Origin of the sequence: Candidatus Protochlamydia sp. R18, from assembly GCF_000648255.1 — a bacterium.
Taxonomy (GTDB): Bacteria; Chlamydiota; Chlamydiia; order Chlamydiales; family Parachlamydiaceae; genus Protochlamydia; species Protochlamydia amoebophila.
The window spans coordinates 1-247 of record NZ_BASL01000595.1; the positions used below are offsets into that span (position 1 = coordinate 1).

The following is a 247-nucleotide window of genomic DNA, read 5'->3' on the forward strand; positions in this document are numbered from 1 at the left end:
AGGATCTTGAAGGGTTTCTCGAAAATTTCCCGACCAAAGACTTTTAAAATAGGGCGATTCTTCCTTTAACAAAGATAGTTGAGAATAGGAGATGTTTAGCGAAGTTTCATCCTGAAATCTCAGTTTAAACTTCTGGGATGAAGAGAAAAAATCTGAGGATTGTGTGGAGGACTCAATTTTCTTTGGGGAAGTGTCCTCTAAAGCATTTAATTCTTCTGGGTGAGTTAAGGAACTTAATAAAGGCTCG

General features: G+C 37.7%; 1 pseudogene. It reads right to left on the reverse strand.

From position 1 onward, the window contains the following. Positions 1-247, reverse strand: a pseudogene (locus tag TY19_RS19440) (hypothetical protein); the annotation flags it as partial.